The organism is Streptomyces cinnabarinus (genome assembly GCF_027270315.1).
GTDB lineage: Bacteria > Actinomycetota > Actinomycetes > Streptomycetales > Streptomycetaceae > Streptomyces > Streptomyces cinnabarinus.
The window spans coordinates 5,161,567-5,178,784 of record NZ_CP114413.1 but is presented as its reverse complement, the minus strand read 5'-3'; the positions used below and the strand labels follow the sequence as shown (position 1 = coordinate 5,178,784).

Below are 17,218 nucleotides of genomic sequence, written 5' to 3'. Positions count from 1 at the left end.
CGCGGCTGCGATGAGTTCCGGGCGGGATGTGGGTCCCTAGTGGTGGGCGTCAAAGTGACGCCGCCCGTACGAGACCGCTCGGAGGACGCCATGCCGAACACCCCGCTCCCCGGCCGTCCGCCCATCGTCGACCTGGCCGCCTGGCGGACCGCCCGCGATGAGCTGCTGGTCCGCGAGAAGGCCCACACCCACGAGGGGGACGCCATCGCGGCAGCTCGGCGCCGGCTGCCGATGGTGGAGTTCGACGGGACGACGACGGTCGTCGGCCCCGAGGGACCGGTGCCGTTCCTGGACCTCTTCCAGGGGCGGGACGAGCTCGTCGTGTACCAGCACATGTGGTACGACGGCGCCCCGCACCAGGGGCAGTGCGAGGGCTGCACCACCACCGCCTGGCACCTCAGGGACTCCGTGTATCTCAACGCCCGCGGTGTGTCGTTCGCCTTCCTGACCACGGGCCCGTGGGAGGAGGTGGCCGAGTTCGTCGCGTTCATGGGATACACCGAGCCCTGGTACTCGGTGCGGGACACGCCCCCGCCGGTCGGCGGCGAGATGGGTTACCTCTCCTCCTTCCTGCGCGACGGCGACCGCACCTTCCTCACCTACTCCACGACCGGCCGCGGGACCGAGCGGGCCAACAGCGCCGTGGGCCTGCTCGACATGACGCCCTACGGCCGCGGCGAGGCGTGGGAGGACAAGCCGGAGGGCTGGCCCGAGGGAGACGTCCCGTGCTGGTTCTGGCGCGCGGACGCGGACGGGGCCGCCACCTGGGGCCCGACCAGCCGCCCCGTACCGCAGTGGACCCGCCCCGGCGCGACCCCCGTGGAGACCCTCGGCAGGCTGGGCAGCTACCACTGACCGCTCGTGTCTACAGGGTTCCCGCCAGGTGCCTGGCCGCTATGTAGCCGAACGTCATCGCCGGGCCGATGGTCGAGCCCGCGCCCGCGTAGCTGTGGCCCATGACCGCCGCGCTGGCGTTGCCCGCCGCGTACAGGCCCGGGATCGGCGTGCCGTCGGGGCGCAGGACCCGGGCCTGTGGGTCGGTGCGCAGGCCGCCCTTGGTGCCCAGGTCGCCCGGGACGATGCGGAAGGCGTGGTACGGCGGGAGCCAGAGCGGGGCCAGGCAGGAGTTCGGGAGGACCGCCGGGTCCGTGTAGTAGTGGTCATACGCGCTGTCGCCCCGGTGGTGGTCCGGGTCCTTGCCCTGCAGGGCCTGGGAGTTGAAGCGGTCCACCGTCGCGCGCAGGGCGGCCGGCGCCACGCCGATCGAGCGCGCCAGGGCGTCCCAGCTCCACGCCTTGTGGGCCGCGCCCGAGCTGTACCAGGAGTCCGGGAAGGGCAGCGTCGGGGCCACGTCCCGGAACAGGTAGCGGTTGCGGTAGTTCTGGTCCACGACCAGCCAGGCCGGGATCGCCGGGTTCGTCGGGTTCTGGTCGTACATGGTGTGCACGACATCGCTGTACGGCGCCGCCTCGTTCACGAACCGCGCGCCCGCCGCGTTGACCAACAGCCCGCCGGGCAGGGTGCGTTCGGCGAGACAGAAGTACGGCTGCCCCGGGAGCGGTATCGCCGGGCCCCACCAGGCGTCGTCCATCAACGCAAGCGCCCCGCCCACCCGTTCGCCCGCGCGGATCCCGTCGCCGGTGTTCTCCTTGGCGCCGACGGTCCAGTCCGTGCCGATCGGCTGGCGCTGGTACTGGGCGCGCATCGCCGCGTTGTGCTCGAAGCCGCCGGAGCCGATGATCACGCCCTTGCGGGCGCGGACCAGGGCGGGGGCGGAGCCGTCACGGGTGACGACCGCGCCGGTGACGACGCCGTTCTCGATGTGGAGGTCGGTGAGCGGGGTGCCGAGCCACACCGGGACACCGGCCGAGGCCAGCCCCGCGCGCAGGCCCGCCGCCAGGGACTGCCCCATCGTCAGGGGCTTCTGCCCCAGCGCCGCCGCCTTCGTGCCCCGGGCCAGACAAGTCGCGGCCACGGCGGCGCCCTTGGCGTTCACGGCGGCCAGGGCCAGCCACTTGTAGTCGGCGCTGAAGACCACCATCCCGGCCGGGACGGGCATGTACGGCGGGTTCAGACGGGCCAGTTCGGCGCCGAGGAGGTTGCCGTCGAGCTGGTCGGGTTCGATCGACCGGCCGCCCGGGAGACCGCCGGGCAACTCGGGGTAGTAATCGCTGTAGCCCTCCATCCAGCGGAAGCGGAGAGGGCTGTGGGCCATGAGGTACGACAGCATGGCGGGGCCATGGGTGAGGAAGGCCGCCTGGCGGGCCGCGGAGACCTCGGGGCCGACCACCGCGGCGAGGTAGGCGGCGGCCTTGGCCGGGGTGTCCGGCACGCCCGCCGCGAGGATCACGGAGTTGTTGGGGATCCAGATCCCGGCGCCGGAGCGGGCGGCCGAGCCGCCGAAGGTGGCCGCCTTTTCGAGGACCACGCAGGTCAGGCCCTGGCGGGCGGCGGTGAGGGCGGCCGTCATCCCGGCCGCACCGGCGCCGACGACCACGACGTCGTACGTACCGAGGAGGGGTAAGTCGGCGGCGGAGGCGTGCTGTTGGCTCAGCGCCAGGGCCGCTGTCGTGGCGGCGGCGGTGGTGAGGACCCGTCTGCGGGTGGGCGATGCGCTCGCGGTCATGGCATGGCGCTCCTGTGTCCCGGAACTTGAATCCCTGACGATGTGTCAGAAGTGGGAATGTCGCGCGACGCTCTTGTGAAGTCAAGCGAGAGCTCCGCCCACACCGTCTTTCCTACGTCCCGCTCGGCCACACCCCAGGTCCGCGCCAGCAGCGTCACGAGGATCAGACCCCGCCCCCGCTCGCTCTCCGCCTCCGTCACGTACCGCAGTTTTCGGTCGCCTCGCGCATCGCTCACCTCGATACGCAGCGTGTCCTCCGGGAGCAGCAGAAGCCGCAGCTCGAAGGCGCGACCGGGGACCCGCCCATGGAGCACGGCATTGGCCGCCAGTTCCGCGACCAGGAGCTGCGCCGTCTCGCTGACCTCGCAGTCGTGGGGGTACCCCCAGGCCGCGAGCTGTTGGGTTGCCAGGTGCCGGGCCAGGCGCGCGCCGCGTGGGGTGGCTCCGATGCGCTGGGCCAGTTCGGCTGTGGGGGTGGTGATTTCGGCGTTCACGTCACCGAGAGTGGCGGGTTCTCTCTACCCTGACCAGGAGTGGCAGGACGACTCTGGGTATCTGTACGACTGCGTTGAGTTCGGTGTCCGGGGTGTCGGACGGGAGGGGTACGGGAGTGAGCGACCACGACGGCGCGACGGGGTTCTTCATCGCCCTCGGCAAGCAACTGAAGATCCTGCGCGAGCGGAAGGGGCTGACCCAGAAGGAGTTCGGGGCGAAGGTGGGATACGGCCCCGACGCGATCTCGGCGATGGAGCGGGGAGTACGGACTCCGCAGCCCGACTTGCTGGACCGGGCCGAGGAGATCCTGGACGCCGGGGGCCTGTTGAGGGAGGTCATTCCCGAGGTCAGGGAGGCGATGTCGAAGGCACGGACGCGGCATCCGGAGTGGTACCGGAACTACGCGGGGTTGGAGGCGGAGGCGGTTGAGCTGCACTTCTACGCCAATCACGCGGTACACGGGCTGCTTCAGACGGAGGACCACGCAAGGGCCGTGTTCACCAAACAGCGGCCGTTTCTAGACGAGGACACGATCGAGCGGCGGGTCGCGGACCGGCTCTCGCGACAGCAGGTCTTCGAGCGGTCCCCCGCTCCGATCGTCAGCTACGTCCTCGAAGAGGTCGTGCTGGACCGGCCGATCGGTGGACGACGCGTGCATGCGGACCAGCTGCGGCGCATGCTGCACGTCGGGCAGATGCAGAACGTGGAGATCCAGGCGATGCCGACCGAGGTAGTGGAACACCCCAGCCTGGGCAGCGCGTTCAACCTACTGACGCCCAAGGGGCATGGACAGGTCGCTTACACGGAGGCACAGGGGCACCCCCGGCTGATCACCGACCCTGAGGAGGTCCGGAAGATCGCAGACCGCTATGGGATCATGCGAGCCATGGCGCTCTCCCCTGCAGAGACGCGGAAGTTGATCGAGAGCAAGCTGGAGGAGCTATGAGCAACGAGCATCTCACCTGGTTCAAGTCCAGCTACAGCGACGGCGAGGGAGGCGACTGCGTGGAGGTTGCCATAGCCCCCTCCACCATCCACCTCCGTGACTCCAAGAACCCCACGGGCCCCCGGGTCACCCTCGCCCCCGCCGCCTGGTCGAGCTTCCTGGCTACTGCGGGAACGCCGCCACGATGCCCAGTTCCTGAGCGCCGGAACCCGTGATGCCCGCACCCGTGCCGGGCAGCAGGACGCTCGGGCTGTAGTAGTCGGCCGACACCAGGACGTCCTTGTCACCGTCCCGGTCGATGTCGCGGACGCGGACCAGGGAGCCGAAGTTGTTGTACTGGGTCGGGCTTCCGGGGACGCCGGCCGTGGCGCGGGTGAACCACTGCGAGTTCGTGCCGGTCAGGCCCGACTTGCCGCCGCGCAGGACGTGGAGGCCGCCCGCGTCGTCCTGTGAGCTGACCGTCTCGTAGGGGACGCCGACCGCGAGGTCCGGGTACCCGTCGCCGTTGGTGTCCCCGGCGGACAGGCTCTGGCCGAAGTACTCCCGCGCCGAGGCGGCCGTGGCCACGCCCGAAGTCGACTGCGAGACGCGGTACTTGGTGCCGGGACCCGTGCTGCCGCCGCGCCAGACGACGACCGATCCGGCCTTGCCGTTGTACCTGGTGTCCCCGACCGCGAGGTCGCCGTAGCCGTCCTTGTTGAAGTCGGCGACGACACCGGAGGGGCTGTAGTCCGGCTCGGAGCTGTTGTAGACAGTGATCGCGCCGGACTTGATCGTGGCGCCACCGCGGATGAACCAGGCGTCCTGGGTCATCTTGTCGTTGTGGTAGCCCTGACCGAGCAGGAAGAGGTCGGTCGCGCCGTCCTTGGTGACCTTGCCCGCCACGAGGCCGGCCGGTTCGAGCAGCTGGTTCGGGACGTGCTTGGTGACCGAACCCGTCGTACCGGTCTTGGAGAATCCGCCCCGGTAGATCCGTACCGCCTCGATGCCGTCGGCGACCGCGAGGTCGGTCTTGCCGTCGCCGTTGAAGTCACCAGCCTCGATCTGCTTGCCGAAGCCGCGGTGCGAACTGGCGGTGATCTTGAGGCGGATGGCGCCGGTTCCGGTGAGGCCGGACTTCGAGCCCCACAGGATGGTGACCGCGCCGGAGCTGACCTTGCCGTCGACCTTCTCGGTGAAGTCGGCGACGGCGAGGTCGGCGTAGCCGTCCCGGTTGAAGTCGGCGGGGGCCAGGTCCTCGCCGAAGGCGTCGCCGTAGCCGTTGGTCTCCCCGGCCGTGCCCGGGACGCCCGAGGTGGACTGGCTGAAGGTCTTGGTGGTGGTGCCGGGGCCGGTGGCGGTCCCGTAGGTGACGACGAACTCGCCGCCGCCGACGGCGGCAACGGCGTAGTCCCGGTACCCGTCGCCGTTGAAGTCGTCGGCGTACTTCGCCGGGGTGGCCGCGGTCGCGGTGCTCACCGAGAGGGTGAGCAGTCCGCCGGTGAGGGAGGCGGCCGTGGCCGTGGCGAGCGCCAGGCGAACGGTGCTGCGCGTGAACATGCGTCTCCTGCGATGATCTGTGACTGGCGAGGAGGAGACTCACGGCAACGGCCGATGGTTGTACGCGATTTCGCGCCGGTGTTCAGCGCTCGTACAGCTCCTCGATCTCGAACGCGAAGTCCTTCATGACCGCCTCCCGGCGCAGTTTCATCGACGGGGTCAGATGCCCGGCCATCTCCGTGAAGTCGGTCGGCAGGATCGCGAAACGGCGGATGGACTCCGGGCGGGAGACCAGCTTGTTGGCCTCGTCCAGGGCGCGCTGGATGATCGCCCTCAACTCCTCGTCGTTGACCAGGAGTTCGGCCGGGACGGGGTGGCGGCCGTTCATGCGGCGCCAGTGGGTGATGCCGTCCATGTCGAGGGTGATCAGCGCGGAGACATAGGGGCGGCGGTCGCCGAGGACCATGGCCTGGGAGATCAGTGGGTGCGAGCGCAGCCAGTTCTCCAGCGGCGCCGGGGCCACGCTCTTGCCGCCCGCGGTGATGAGCAGCTCCTTCTTGCGGCCGGTGATGGTCAGATAGCCCTCGTCGTCGAGTTCGCCGATGTCCCCGGTGGCGAGCCAGCCGTCGACGGCCGCCGGGACGACACCCCCGGCCGACGGGTCCCAGTAGCCGCGCAGCACCTGTTCGCCGGAGATCAGGATCTCGCCGTCCGCCGCGATCCGGACCCGGGTGCCGGGCATCGGCCAACCCACGGTGCCCAGCCGGGGTTTGAGGGGCGGGGTGACGGTGGCGGCGGCCGTCGTCTCGGTCAGGCCGTAGCCCTCGTAGATCTCGATGCCGGCACCGGCGTAGAACGCGGCGAGGCGTCGGCCGAGCGGCGAGCCGCCGCAGATGGCGTGCCGGACCCGGCCGCCCATGGCGTTGCGGATCCGGCGGTAGACGAGCGGGTCGTAGAAGGTGCGGGCCATGGCCAGGGCGCGGCCGGGTCCTGATCCGGTGCCGTGCTGCTTGGCCTCCATGGCCTCGCCGTAGCGTCCGGCGACGGCGGCGGCCCGGTCGAACATGGTGAGCCGGCCGCCCGCCTCCGCCTTGGCGCGGGCGGCGTTGTAGACCTTCTCCAGCATGTAGGGGATGGCGAGCAGGCAGGTCGGGCGGAAGGCGGCGAGATCCGCCATCAGGTCCTCGGCCTGGAGGCTGGGCGCGTGCCCGAGCCGCACCCGGGCGCGGACGCAGGCCACCGCCACCATCCGCCCGAAGACATGCGACATGGGCAGGAACAGCAGGACCGAGACCTCCTCGTTCGACCTCGACTTGAAGACGGGGTAGAGGAGTTCGATGGCGTTGTCGACCTCGGCGAAGAAGTTGCCGTGGGAGAGCGCGCAGCCCTTGGGGCGGCCGGTGGTGCCCGAGGTGTAGATCAGCGTGGCCAGGGTGGCCGGGCCGAGCATGCCCCGGCGGACGTCGACCTCCTGGTCGGGGATCGGGGCCCCGGCCTCGGCGAGCCGGTCCACGTGCCCCTTCTCCATCACCCACAGGTGCCGGAGGTCGGGGATGCGGTCCAGCTCGGGACCGAGGGCGGCGGCCTGCGCGACGGTCTCGGTGACCAGGGCGACCGCGCCGGAGTCCTGGAGGATCCAGCGGGTCTGGAAGACGGAGGAGGTCGGATAGACCGGGACGGTCACCAGACCCGCGGCCCAGGCGGCGAAGTCCAGGAGCGTCCACTCGTACGTCGTCCGCGCCATGACCGCGATCCGGTCGCCCGGCGTCAGCCCCTCGGCGATCAGCCCCTTGGCCACGGCGAGCACCTGCTCGGCGAAGCGCGTCGCCGTCACGTCCGTCCAGCCGCCGTCCTCCGTCCTACGGCTGAGCAGCACCTTGTCCGGCACCGCGAGGGCGTTGTCGAAGGGCAGGTCGCCCAGCGATCCGTGCGAGACGGGCGGGGCGAAGGGCGGTACGTATGCCTCCCGGACGACTCCGTCGAGGCGCCGGGTCTCCGGCTCCACGAGGGTGGGGGCGGGAGCGTCGTCGAAGGCTGCGGATGCGGCGAAGGACGGCAGTGGCGTGGACACGGGCGGCTCCTGGCACGGCGTTCACGGACGGCTCCCCACGTGCGGAAAGGGGTTACCGCCGGTCAGGTAGGGGATCGTACGGGGCTGACGTGTGGAGGCTGTGCGCTTTCCGGGAGGGCTCGGGGGCGGGGCTGTGCAACCTCGGGGATTACGTGAGGGTCACTCAGGTTCGTGCAGTACAGGGTGCATTACCTACGGTAACCTTACTCCGGAGTAAGCAACTGGAGGAGTAGGGAGACGCCCCTCATGACGGTTCTGACCTTCAAACGGCCCCGCCACGACGCGGACTTCCCTCGCACGCCGTTGGTCCTCCCCCGCCTCCGGGTCGACCTGACCCGGCTCGCCGCGTACGAGCGAGTGTGCGGATTCCCGACCGGAGAGGACGCGCTGCCACTGACGTATCCGCACGTCCTGGGCTTCCCGCTCGCACTGCGCCTGATGAGCCGGCGGTCCTTCCCGCTCCCGCTACTGGGCCTGGTCCACACCTCGATCGAGATCACCGGGTACGAGCCGCTGCCGGCGACCGGCCGCTCCTACGAACTCTCCGTGCGCGTCGCCGGGTTGGCACCGCACCGACGAGGGACGGAGGCGGGGCTGGTGACCGAGCTCAGGGCCGACGGGAAGGCCGTATGGGAGTCGCGCAGCACGTATCTCGCACGGCACCGGACGGACCGGACGGACACACAGGCCGCCGGGCCCAGGCGGGAGCGGCCCCCTGCGCCGCTGCCCGTCGTCGCCGAGTGGCGGCTCGGCGGGGATGTGGGGCGGCGGTACGCCGCCGTGTCCGGGGACCGCAACCCCATCCACCTCCACCCGCTCACCGCCCGCCCGTTCGGCTTCCGGCGCGCCATCGCCCACGGCATGTGGACGGCGGCCCGCTCGCTGGCGGCGTACGGGGTGCCTCCGGCGGCGCGGGTCAGGGCGGAGTTCCGGGCGCCGGTGCTGCTCCCCGGGGCGGTGACCTACCGGGCGGAGCCGGGGCGGTTCGAACTGCGCGGGGAGGACGGCCGCGTACACCTCACGGGCACGGTCAGCTGACCGGCGGCACCCAGGGCCGGCCGTCCATCAGATTGCCCAGGCCCGCCCAGGCGAAGTTCATCAGGGTCGCGGCGGCCTGGCGAGCGGTGACGCCCGGGGTGGCGTTGGCCCAGCCGGCGAGCGACTCGGCGGCGCCGACGAGGGCCTCGGCGAGCCCGGCGATCTCGTGCTCGGGGAGGTCGGGGTCGCGGTGGGCGGCGCGGGCGGCGGCGAGGATCAGCTGGGTGACGAACGCGACGATCTCCTCGCGCATCGCGGTCACCTCGGCGGCGAACACATCGCCGTGGGTGCGCGCCTGGAGGTGCAGTACCGACCAGCCGTCCGGGTGTTGCGCGGTGTGCGTGAAGAACGCCCGCAGACCGTCCCAGAGTTGGCGGTCGGCGGGCGCGTCCGGCTGCACTCCGGAGCGCACGGCGGCGGTGAGCGCGTGCGCCTCGCGGCGGATGCAGGCGGTGAAGAGGTCTTCCTTGGAGTTCAGGTACAGATAGACCAACGGCTTGGAGACACCGGCGAGTTCGGCGATCTCGTCCATCGAGGCGGCCATGTACCCACGCCGCCCGAAGGTCCGCACGGCGGCATCCAGCATCTGCTGCTCACGGACCGCCCGAGGCATCCGCTTGGTCTTGACTGCACCCATGGGGGCAAGACTAGGACGTCTGTCCCTGGGCCCGGGCGGAGTCGTCGGCCACGTCCTCCTGGGAGCGGTTCGCCTCCAGGTTGGCCTTGACCCGGTCGACGCGCTCGACGATCTGGACGGAGGCGCGGTCGCGTTCCTTGCGCAGGACGACGAAGCTGATCGGGGCGGAGATCAGCAGGGCGAGCAGGATGACCCACATGCCGTTGGAGTCGCCGAGCCCACGCGGCATGACACCGGAGTAGACGAGGCCCCAGACGACCACGAGGCAGCCCGCGAAGATCCCGAGGCGCATCAGCGTGTAGCGGAGCATCTCAATCCAGTCTTCCGATTCCAAAAGGGGCGGCATCCAGTGAAGCATGCCCACGGCACGATCTTGGGGGCGGGGCTCAGTGGAGCGGCAGCAGCATGATCACGTCGTCGCGGTGGTCGTCCGGGGCGACGCGGATGGCGTCCGGTATCCGGCCGACCTCCTTGTAGCCGCAGGAGCCGTAGAAGCGCTCCAGGCCCATGCCGCCGCGGCAGGTGAGGCGTATCGCGGCTATGCCGTCGAAGGTGCGGGCGGCCTGGGCGGCGGCGTCCAGGAGGTCGCGGCCGTATCCCTTGCCCTGGTGGCTCGGGTGCACCATCACCGTGTACAGCCAGACCCAGTGCCGCATGAGCCGGTGCGTGTTGAAGGTGAGGAACGCGGTGGCGGCGACGTGGCCGTCGGTGTCGTGTCCGACGAGGAGTCTGGTCCTGCCCTCGGCCATCGCCACGAAGTGTTTCACCAGTTCGGGGCGGATCGCGTCCCGCGTGACCGGGGGTACGAAGCCTACGGAGCCGCCGGCGTTGGAGACGTCGGTCCACAGGTCCAGGACGCCGTCGCGGAGGGTGGGGTCTATGGCGGGGTCGAGTGTGAATGTAAGGGCCACGATTGCATGGTAGCCATTACGGATGAACGGTGGGTGCGGGTGGGTGGGGGCTGGTCGCGCAGTTCCCCGCGCCCCCACCCGCCTACCCGCTCACAGTCGCATCGGCTGGGGGGATTCCCTGCGTGCCGGGTCGTGGCCCTCGTACTCGCGGATGATCTCGTACCGCGTGTTCCGTTCCACCGGGCGGAAGCCCGCGTCGCGGATCAGGTCCAGGAGGTCTTCGCGGGTGAGTTTGTTGGGGGTGCCGTAGTTGTCGGCGTCGTGGGTGATCTTGTACTCGACGACCGAGCCGTCCATGTCGTCGGCGCCGTGCTGGAGGGCCAGCTGGGCGGTCTGGACGCCGTGCATGACCCAGAAGACCTTCACGTGCGGGACGTTGTCGAACAGGAGGCGGGAGACCGCGAAGGTCTTCAGGGCCTCGGCGCCCGTCGCCATCTGGGTCCGCGCCTGGAGGCGGTTGCGGACCTTGCCGTCCTTCATGTCGACGAAGTCGTGCTGGTAGCGCAGGGGGATGAAGACCTGGAAGCCGTTGGTCTCGTCCTGGAGTTCGCGCAGGCGCAGGACGTGGTCGACGCGGTGGCGCGGCTCCTCGATGTGCCCGTAGAGCATCGTGGAGGGCGTCTTGAGGCCCTTCTCGTGCGCCAGGCGGTGGATGCGGGACCAGTCCTCCCAGTGCGTGCGGTGGTCCACGATGTGCTGGCGGACCTCCCAGTCGAAGATCTCCGCACCGCCGCCGGTAAGGGATTCGAGGCCCGCGTCGATCAGCTCGTCGAGGATCTCCGACGCCGACAGACCGGAGATCGTCTCGAAGTGGTGGATCTCCGTCGCCGTGAACGCCTTCAGCGAGACGTTCGGCAGCGCCGCCTTCAGCTCGCGCAGCGACCGCGGGTAGTAGCGCCACGGCAGGTTCGGGTGCAGGCCGTTGACGATGTGGAGTTCCGTGAGGTTCTCCGCCTCCATCGACTTGGCCAGCTTCACGGCCTCCTCGATGCGCATCGTGTACGCGTCCTTCTCGCCCGGCTTGCGCTGGAAGGAGCAGTACGCGCAGGACGCCGTACAGACGTTGGTCATGTTGAGGTGGCGGTTGACGTTGAAGTGCACGACGTCGCCGTTCTTGCGCGTCCGCACCTCGTGCGCGAGGCCGCCGAGCCAGGCCAGGTCGTCCGACTCGTACAGCGCGATGCCGTCCTCGCGGGTCAGCCGTTCACCGGCCCTGACCTTCTCCTCCAGCTCGCGCTTGAGCCCGACGTCCATGCCCACACCTTTCGTCACGACCACGACCACCCCACCGTACGGCTAGACCTCTTCGGGCAGTTCCCCGACCCGGTTCTCCCACTTCGTGGAGAGCACGATCGTCGTACGGGTCCGGGAGACGCCCTTCGTGCCGCTCAGCCGGCGGATGATCTTCTCCAGGCCGTCCACGTCGTTCGCCCGCACCTTGAGCATGTACGAGTCGTCACCGGCGATGAACCAGCAGTCCTCGATCTCGCCGAGGTCCTTCATCCGGGCCGCCACGTCCTCGTGGTCGGCGGCGTCGGAGAGCGAGATGCCGATCAGGGCGGTCACGCCGAGGCCGAGGGAGGCCGAGTCGACGGTGGCGCGGTAGCCGGTGATGACACCGGCCGCCTCCAGCCGGTTGATGCGGTCGGTGACACTGGGTCCCGACAGGCCGACGAGGCGCCCAAGCTCCGCGTAGGAGGCCCGGCCGTTCTCCCTCAGGGCCTGGATGAGCTGCCTGTCCACCGCGTCCATGCGATTCGAAGCCTTCCGCTGAAAAGAGTTCTGAAGTCATGAGTACTGCTGGTGCCGCGTGATGCTCAGGTCGTGCGCGCGCCGCCGAGGTCGCCCTTCCAGCGGCGGTAGAGCCGGTGCTCGACGCCGGCCGCGTCCAGTACGCGTCCGGCGACGAAGTCCACCAGGTCCTGGATGTGGGTGGCGCCCGCGTAGAAGGCGGGCGAGGCGGGTACGACGATCGCGCCCGCGTCGTCGAGGGTGACGAGATGCCGCAGCGTCTGGCCGTTCAAGGGGGTCTCCCGTACGGCGACGACCAGCTTCCGTCCCTCTTTCAGTGTCACGCTCGCGGCCCGCTGGAGCAGGTCCTTGGAGAGCCCGAGGGCGACTCCGGCGACGGCGGCGGTGGAGGCGGGCACGATGAGCATGCCCTTGCAGGGATACGACCCGGAGGAGGGCCCGGCGGCGAGATCCCCGGCACCCCAGTGCCGGACCCCGCCGAGGTCCACATCGAAGACGCCGGGCTTCCCGTCCGCGCCCCGGGACAGCCATTCGCGCAGGTCGTCCGCCCAGTGCGCGTCCCGGAAGGAGATTCCGGTCTCGTCCAGCAGCGTGAGCCGCGAGGCCCGGCTGACCACGAGATCGACGCTCTCCCCGGCCTCCAGCAGCGCCCGCAGCACGGCGGCCGCATACGGCGTACCGGAAGCTCCGGACACCCCCACGATCCAAGGCACGCGCTGCGTTTCTCCTGCGTTCACATCTTGAGCGTACCGGGGTGGTGAACCGTCAGACGGTCAGGCCCCGAACCAGCAGGTCCAGCAGGGCACACACGAAGAGCGCGATGCCGATGAAGCCGTTGACGCTGAAGAACGCCCTGTTCAGGCGGGAGAGGTCATGGGGGCGGACGATGTTGTGCTCGTATACGAAGGCCCCCGCGACGATCATCAGGCCGATCCAGAAGAAGGCGCCGGCTTCGGTGGCCACCGCGTACCAGATGAACAGGGCCATCGTGAGGACGTGACAGGCCCGCGCCGCCCAGATCGACGCCGGGATGCCGAAGCGGGCCGGGACCGACAGCACACCGACCTCGCGGTCCGTCTCCACGTCCTGGCAGGCGTAGATCAGATCGAAGCCGCCGATCCAGATGCCCACCGCCAGGCCCAGGATGACCGCCTCCCAGGACCACTCGCCGGTGATCGCCAGCCAGCCGCCGATCGGGCCGATGGCCTGGGCCAGACCCAGGATGGCCTGCGGGAAGTTCGTGAACCGCTTGCCGTAGGGGTAGACCACCATCGGGATCACGGCCACCGGGGCGAGGGCCAGGCAGAGCGGGTTCAGCAGCGCCGCCGAGCCCAGGAAGATCACGACCGCGATCAGGGCGCCGGTCCAGGCGTGCTTCACCGACATCGCGCCGGTGACCAGCTCACGGTGGGCCGTGCGGGGGTTCCGGGCGTCGATCTCGCGGTCGATGATCCGGTTGACCGCCATCGCGAAGGTGCGCAGGCCCACCATGCAGATCGTCACCAGCAGCAGCCGGCCCCAGTGGATGTTCTTGTCCAGCTGGAACATCGCCGTGAGCGCGGCGATGTAGGCGAAGGGCAGCGCGAAGATCGAGTGCTCGATCATCACCAGGCGCAGGAATGCCTTCGTGCGTCCCGGTTGCGGGAGCGCTGCTGACGCGCTGCTCACAGGCCGTACTCCTTCCAGCGGCGGTCCACCTTCGCCGCCGTCTCCGGGTCCGGCTCCACCATGTCCGGCCAGCCGCCGTCGCGGGTGTAGCCCTCCTCGGGCCACTTCTTTGTCGCGTCGATGCCCGCCTTGCCGCCCCAGAACTGCTGGTAGGAGGCGTGGTCGAGATGGTCGACGGGGCCTTCGACGACCGACAGGTCACGGGCGTAGTCCGTGTTGCCCAGGGCCCGCCAGGCCACCTCGTGCAGATCGTGGACATCGCAGTCGGAGTCGACGACCACGATCAGCTTGGTCAGGGACATCATGTGTGCCCCCCAGACCGCGTGCATCACCTTCTGCGCGTGCTTCGGATACTTCTTGTCGATCGAGACGATCGCGCAGTTGTGGAAGCCGCCCGCCTCGGGCAGGTGGTAGTCCACGATGTCCGGGACGATGATCTTCAGCAGAGGCAGGAAGAAACGCTCCGTGGCGCGGCCGAGGGGGCCGTCCTCCGTGGGGGGCCTGCCCACCACGATCGACTGGAGCAGCGGGCGCTTGCGCATCGTCACGCAGTCGATCTTCAGCGCGGGGAACGGTTCCTGCGGGGTGTAGAAGCCGGTGTGGTCGCCGAAGGGGCCCTCCGGCAGCATCTCGCCGGGCTCCAGCCAGCCCTCGATCACGACCTCCGCCTGCGCGGGGACCTGGAGCGGGACTGTCTTGCAGTCGACCATCTCGATCCGCTTGCCCGCGAGGAACCCGGCGAACAGGTACTCGTCGATGTCACCGGGGAGCGGGGCGGTGGAGGCGTAGCTGACGGCGGGCGGGCAGCCGAAGGCGATGGCCACCGGCAGGCGCTCGCCGCGCCGGGCCGCGACCTGGTAGTGGTTGCGGCTGTCCTTGTGGATCTGCCAGTGCATGCCGATGGTGCGCTTGTCGTGGCGCTGGAGGCGGTACAGGCCGAGGTTGCGGACGCCGGACTCCGGGTCCTTGGTGTGGGTGAGCCCCAGGTTGAAGAAGGAGCCGCCGTCCTTGGGCCAGGTGAACAGGGCCGGAAGCTGGTCCAGGTCGACGTCGTCGCCGTGCAGCACCACCTCCTGCACCGGCGCGTCCTTGACCTTCTTCGGCGGTACGTGGGTCATCGCGCCGAGCTTGCCGAAGGCCTCCCGGACCCCGACGAACCCGTGCGGCAGCTCCGGCTTGAGCAGCCCGCCGATCTTCTCGCTGATCTCGCCGTACGACTTCAGGCCGAGCGCCTTCAGGAGCCGCCGGTCGGTGCCGAAGACGTTCATCGCGAGGGGCATCGAGGAGCCCTTCACGTTCTCGAAGAGCAGTGCCGGGCCGCCCGCCTTCTGAACCCGGTCGACGATCTCCCCGACCTCCAGATACGGATCGACCTCAGCCTTGACGCGCTTGAGGTCGCCTTCGCGTTCCAGTGCCCTGAGCAGGGAACGAAGATCGTCGTAAGCCATGGGGTCAAGTATCCCCGAGCGGCTACCCTGGCCCTGTACCTGGGGGCTGTGTACGCGGCCCCGACCACGATCCCGCTGGAGGGCCCCATGCTCCGGGTGCTGATGTTCCTCGTCCCGCTGGCCCTCAGCATCTACGCCTTCATCGACTGCATCAGCACCAAGGACGAGGACATCCGGCACATGCCGAAGCCGCTGTGGGCGATCCTCGTGCTGCTGTTCCCCGTCGTCGGCTCCATCTCCTGGCTGATCGCGGGCAAGAAGCGGAGCCCGGCCGCGGAGGGCTGGTCCGGGGTGCGGACCGGCCGGGGCGGTCAGCGGTGGGTGGCGCCCGACGACAACCCCGAGTTCCTGAAGTCGCTGGACGACGAGGACAAGAACAAGCGGGATGAACCCTGACATGGAGCTGCGGCTGCTCGTCACCTTCGAGAAGGTCGCGACCGTCCTGAGCTTCACCCGGGCGGCGGCCGAGCTGGCGTACGCGCAGTCCAGTGTGACCAGTCAGATCCGGGCTCTGGAGTCCTCGCTCGGCACGGAGCTGTTCGACCGGCTCGGCGGGCACATCCGGCTGACGGAGGCCGGTGAGCGGCTGCTGCCGTACGCGCGGCAGCTCATCGAGCTGGCCGAGGAGGCGCGGGCGGCGGTCACGGGGGCGGAGGAGCCGACGGGTTCGCTGGTGGTCGGCACGATGGAGTCCCTGACCTCCTACCGGCTGCCCCCACTGTTGGAGCTGTTCCACCATCGCTATCCGAAGGTGCGGCTCGCGCTGCGCACCACCATCGGCGACGAGACCCGGCAGGCGCTGCGGCGGGGGACGTACGACCTCGGCTTCCTGATGGAGGAGGAGACGGCGCATCCGGGCCTGGAGAGCGAGGTGCTGGCGGTGGAGCCGCTGGCGCTGGTGGCGGGGCGGGACGCGGACAGGGACGTCACGTCCACGGCCGACCTCCTGCGGCACCCTTTGCTCGCCACCGAACCGGGCTGCGCGTACCGGGACTTGTTCGAGCGGGAACTCAAGTCGGTCTCTTCGTCCGTGGAGTTCATGGAGTTCGGGACCATCGAGGCGACCAAACGGGCGGCGGCGGCCGGTCTCGGGATCGCGTTGCTGCCCGAGGTGACGGTCGCCGCCGAACTCGCGGAGGGTTCTCTGGTACGGCTGGACTGGGAGCCGCCGTTCACGCTTCGGACGCAACTGGCGTGGCGGGCCGGGAAGCGGCTTCCGGCGCATGCCCGGCTGTTCCTGGAGCAGGCGCGGAAGCTGGTCGTCGAGCAAGGGTGACCTTCAGGCTCGCCGTCACGATCAGCGGGACGCCGAGCGCCTGGACGAGGCCGATGTGGTGGCCGTACACCGCCCAGTCGACCAGCATCGCGACCGCCGGGTAGACGAAGGCGAGGACGGCGATCTTCGCGGTGGGCAGCTGGGCGTAGGCGGCGTACATCAGGACGTACATCAGCCCGGTGTGGATGATGCCGAGGCCCACCAGCCAGCCCCAGTCGGCGCCGGTGCCGCGCATCGCGCCGAAGTCGGCGAAGGGGAGCAGCAGGGGGATGCCGACGAGGACCTGGACGAGCGCGATGAGGTGCGGGCGGACGCCGGTGACGCGCTTGGTGACGACGGTGGACAGGCCGTACAGGAGCGCGGCGAGGAGGGCCTGGCCGAGGCCGGTCAGATAGGCGCCCCCGCTGCCGAAGTCGCCGGGTGTGACGCCCGAGACGAGCACCAGCCCCGCGAAGGCGACGCCGATCCAGGCGGCCTTGGCGGCGGTGATCCGCTCGCGGAACAGGAGCGCGCCGAGCAGCACGACGTAGAACGGCTGGGTGTGGTAGACGACCGTCGCGACGGAGATGGAGGTGTTCTCGTACGACTGGAAGAGCAGGACCCAGTTGAAGACGATGAACACCCCGCCGAGGACGGCGAGTCCGAGGGTGCGGGGCGTGAACCCGTGGTCCCTGAGCCAGCCTCGGGCGAGGATGTACCCGCCCAGGGCGAGCGCGCCGAACAGCACGCGGAAGAAGACGACGTTGAAGGGCGAGGCGCCCGACTCCACGACGAAGACGCCGAGGGTGCCGGAGAGCACCATCGCGATGGTCAGCTGGGCCGTGCCCTTGTTCTCGGATGTCATGTCCTGGACGCTACGAGCGGACGTCGT

19 protein-coding genes are annotated in these 17,218 nt (G+C 69.9%); 6 read left to right on the top strand and 13 right to left on the bottom strand.

The window, feature by feature from the left end:
• Window positions 1-90 precede the first annotated feature (90 nt).
• On the top strand, window positions 91-855 hold the full coding sequence (locus STRCI_RS23470) for a DUF899 family protein (protein WP_269660938.1): 765 nt from the start codon (window positions 91-93) through the stop codon (window positions 853-855).
• 10 nt (window positions 856-865) lie between these two features.
• Here the strand turns inward: STRCI_RS23470 and kstD are convergent, their stop codons facing one another.
• Both kstD and STRCI_RS23460 read right to left on the bottom strand, forming a co-directional pair.
• The gene (kstD, locus tag STRCI_RS23465) at window positions 866-2,626 is read right to left on the bottom strand and encodes a 3-oxosteroid 1-dehydrogenase (protein ID WP_269660937.1); all 1,761 of its coding nucleotides are present in this window, start codon (window positions 2,624-2,626) and stop codon (window positions 866-868) included.
• Complete coding sequence (locus STRCI_RS23460; RefSeq protein WP_269660936.1) at window positions 2,623-3,120, bottom strand: ATP-binding protein; 498 nt, start codon at window positions 3,118-3,120, stop codon at window positions 2,623-2,625. The genes kstD and STRCI_RS23460 overlap by 4 nt, the downstream gene beginning before the upstream one ends.
• A gap of 116 nt (window positions 3,121-3,236) precedes the next feature.
• Between STRCI_RS23460 and STRCI_RS23455 the strand changes: the two genes are divergently transcribed.
• Window positions 3,237-4,067 (top strand): helix-turn-helix domain-containing protein, encoded by an 831-nt coding sequence (locus STRCI_RS23455; protein WP_269660935.1) that lies wholly within the window; start codon window positions 3,237-3,239, stop codon window positions 4,065-4,067.
• Window positions 4,064-4,282 (top strand): DUF397 domain-containing protein, encoded by a 219-nt coding sequence (locus STRCI_RS23450; RefSeq protein WP_269660934.1) that lies wholly within the window; start codon window positions 4,064-4,066, stop codon window positions 4,280-4,282. Before STRCI_RS23455 ends, STRCI_RS23450 begins: the two co-directional genes overlap by 4 nt.
• On the opposite strand, the gene STRCI_RS23445 is transcribed toward STRCI_RS23450, so the two are convergent.
• Window positions 4,230-5,606 (bottom strand): FG-GAP and VCBS repeat-containing protein, encoded by a 1,377-nt coding sequence (locus tag STRCI_RS23445; RefSeq protein WP_269660933.1) that lies wholly within the window; start codon window positions 5,604-5,606, stop codon window positions 4,230-4,232. The two genes, STRCI_RS23450 and STRCI_RS23445, sit on opposite strands and share 53 nt — an antisense overlap.
• A gap of 82 nt (window positions 5,607-5,688) precedes the next feature.
• A complete protein-coding gene (locus STRCI_RS23440; protein WP_269660932.1) occupies window positions 5,689-7,617 on the bottom strand; it encodes an AMP-dependent synthetase/ligase in 1,929 nt (642 codons plus the stop codon).
• Between the two features lie 246 nt (window positions 7,618-7,863).
• On the opposite strand from STRCI_RS23440, the gene STRCI_RS23435 reads away from it, so the two are divergent.
• The gene (locus STRCI_RS23435; RefSeq protein ID WP_269660931.1) at window positions 7,864-8,655 is read left to right on the top strand and encodes a MaoC family dehydratase; all 792 of its coding nucleotides are present in this window, start codon (window positions 7,864-7,866) and stop codon (window positions 8,653-8,655) included.
• On the opposite strand, the gene STRCI_RS23430 is transcribed toward STRCI_RS23435, so the two are convergent.
• The 8 genes from STRCI_RS23430 to STRCI_RS23395 all read right to left on the bottom strand — a co-directional run bounded on the left by STRCI_RS23430 (window position 8,648) and on the right by STRCI_RS23395 (window position 15,071).
• Window positions 8,648-9,292, bottom strand: a complete 645-nt coding sequence (locus STRCI_RS23430) for a TetR/AcrR family transcriptional regulator (RefSeq protein ID WP_269660930.1) — start codon at window positions 9,290-9,292, stop codon at window positions 8,648-8,650. The two genes, STRCI_RS23435 and STRCI_RS23430, sit on opposite strands and share 8 nt — an antisense overlap.
• 10 nt (window positions 9,293-9,302) lie before the next feature.
• A complete protein-coding gene (locus STRCI_RS23425; RefSeq protein WP_269660929.1) occupies window positions 9,303-9,602 on the bottom strand; it encodes a DUF4229 domain-containing protein in 300 nt (99 codons plus the stop codon).
• Window positions 9,603-9,678: 76 nt separating this feature from the next.
• Complete coding sequence (locus STRCI_RS23420; protein ID WP_269660927.1) at window positions 9,679-10,203, bottom strand: GNAT family N-acetyltransferase; 525 nt, start codon at window positions 10,201-10,203, stop codon at window positions 9,679-9,681.
• 90 nt (window positions 10,204-10,293) lie between these two features.
• Window positions 10,294-11,457 carry an aminofutalosine synthase MqnE gene (gene mqnE / locus STRCI_RS23415; RefSeq protein WP_269660926.1) on the bottom strand — a complete coding sequence of 388 codons (1,164 nt, stop codon included), beginning with the start codon at window positions 11,455-11,457 and terminating at the stop codon, window positions 10,294-10,296.
• Window positions 11,458-11,499: 42 nt separating this feature from the next.
• Window positions 11,500-11,955 carry an Lrp/AsnC family transcriptional regulator gene (locus STRCI_RS23410; RefSeq protein ID WP_269660925.1) on the bottom strand — a complete coding sequence of 152 codons (456 nt, stop codon included), beginning with the start codon at window positions 11,953-11,955 and terminating at the stop codon, window positions 11,500-11,502.
• A 65-nt stretch (window positions 11,956-12,020) separates the two neighbouring features.
• On the bottom strand, window positions 12,021-12,668 hold the full coding sequence (locus STRCI_RS23405; protein WP_269660924.1) for a UbiX family flavin prenyltransferase: 648 nt from the start codon (window positions 12,666-12,668) through the stop codon (window positions 12,021-12,023).
• A gap of 52 nt (window positions 12,669-12,720) precedes the next feature.
• Entirely contained in the window at window positions 12,721-13,623 is a 903-nt protein-coding gene (gene mqnP, locus STRCI_RS23400; RefSeq protein WP_269660923.1) for a menaquinone biosynthesis prenyltransferase MqnP, read from the bottom strand.
• The gene (locus STRCI_RS23395; RefSeq protein WP_269660922.1) at window positions 13,620-15,071 is read right to left on the bottom strand and encodes a menaquinone biosynthesis decarboxylase; all 1,452 of its coding nucleotides are present in this window, start codon (window positions 15,069-15,071) and stop codon (window positions 13,620-13,622) included. The genes mqnP and STRCI_RS23395 overlap by 4 nt, the downstream gene beginning before the upstream one ends.
• A gap of 87 nt (window positions 15,072-15,158) precedes the next feature.
• On the opposite strand from STRCI_RS23395, the gene STRCI_RS23390 reads away from it, so the two are divergent.
• Together STRCI_RS23390 and STRCI_RS23385 are read left to right on the top strand one after the other, a co-directional pair.
• Entirely contained in the window at window positions 15,159-15,467 is a 309-nt protein-coding gene (locus STRCI_RS23390; protein ID WP_269664625.1) for a PLD nuclease N-terminal domain-containing protein, read from the top strand.
• 1 nt (window position 15,468) lies between these two features.
• Window positions 15,469-16,347, top strand: coding sequence for a LysR family transcriptional regulator (locus STRCI_RS23385; RefSeq protein WP_269664624.1), 879 nt, complete (start codon window positions 15,469-15,471; stop codon window positions 16,345-16,347).
• Here the strand turns inward: STRCI_RS23385 and STRCI_RS23380 are convergent.
• The gene (locus tag STRCI_RS23380; RefSeq protein ID WP_269660921.1) at window positions 16,244-17,191 is read right to left on the bottom strand and encodes a DMT family transporter; all 948 of its coding nucleotides are present in this window, start codon (window positions 17,189-17,191) and stop codon (window positions 16,244-16,246) included. The two genes, STRCI_RS23385 and STRCI_RS23380, sit on opposite strands and share 104 nt — an antisense overlap.
• Window positions 17,192-17,218: the final 27 nt, after the last annotated feature.